An 893-nucleotide genomic window follows, 5' to 3' on the forward strand; every position below is an offset into this window, starting at 1 on the left:
GGCTTGACCGAACCCGGCTTGCAGAGAATCTGGCCACGCTCGACGCCGTCACGGGTAACGCCGCGAACCAGTGCACCGATGTTGTCGCCAGCCTGGCCCTGATCGAGCAGCTTGCGGAACATTTCAACGCCGGTCACAGTCGTCTTGGTGGTCGGACGGATGCCGACAATTTCGACTTCTTCGCCGACCTTGACGATGCCACGCTCGACGCGGCCGGTCACAACCGTACCACGGCCGGAGATCGAGAACACGTCTTCGATCGGCAGCAGGAACGGCAGGTTGATCGGACGCTCAGGCGTCGGAATGTAGGCGTCAACAGCAGCCATCAGCTCGCGGATCGCGTCTTCGCCGATCTTCTTGTCGCTGTCTTCAAGAGCAGCCAGAGCCGAACCCTTGATGATCGGAATGTCGTCGCCCGGGAAGTCGTACATCGACAGAAGTTCGCGAACTTCCAGCTCAACGAGCTCGAGCAGTTCGGCGTCGTCGACCTGATCGACCTTGTTGAGGAACACGACGATCGCCGGAACGCCAACCTGACGGGCAAGCAGGATGTGCTCGCGGGTCTGTGGCATCGGGCCGTCGGCAGCCGAGCAAACCAGGATCGCGCCGTCCATCTGGGCAGCACCGGTGATCATGTTCTTGACGTAGTCGGCGTGGCCGGGGCAGTCAACGTGGGCGTAGTGACGGGCAGGCGTTTCATATTCGACGTGCGCCGTCGAAATGGTGATGCCGCGGGCCTTTTCTTCCGGCGCTGCGTCGATCTGGTCATACGCCTTGTATTCGCCGAAATACTTCGTGATCGCTGCCGTCAGCGACGTCTTGCCATGGTCGACGTGGCCGATCGTGCCAATGTTAACGTGCGGCTTATTGCGCTCAAATTTGCTCTTTGCCAT

1 protein-coding gene is annotated in these 893 nt (G+C 60.5%); it reads right to left on the reverse strand.

Annotated features, from left to right (window positions below):
- Positions 1-893, reverse strand: an 893-nt coding sequence (gene tuf / locus ACP7E0_RS34950; RefSeq protein ID WP_426131948.1) for an elongation factor Tu, incomplete at both ends; no start/stop codon positions are given.

Origin of the sequence: Pararhizobium sp. PWRC1-1 (assembly GCF_049897905.1) — a bacterium.
In the GTDB taxonomy this organism is placed as follows: domain Bacteria; phylum Pseudomonadota; class Alphaproteobacteria; order Rhizobiales; family Rhizobiaceae; genus Pararhizobium.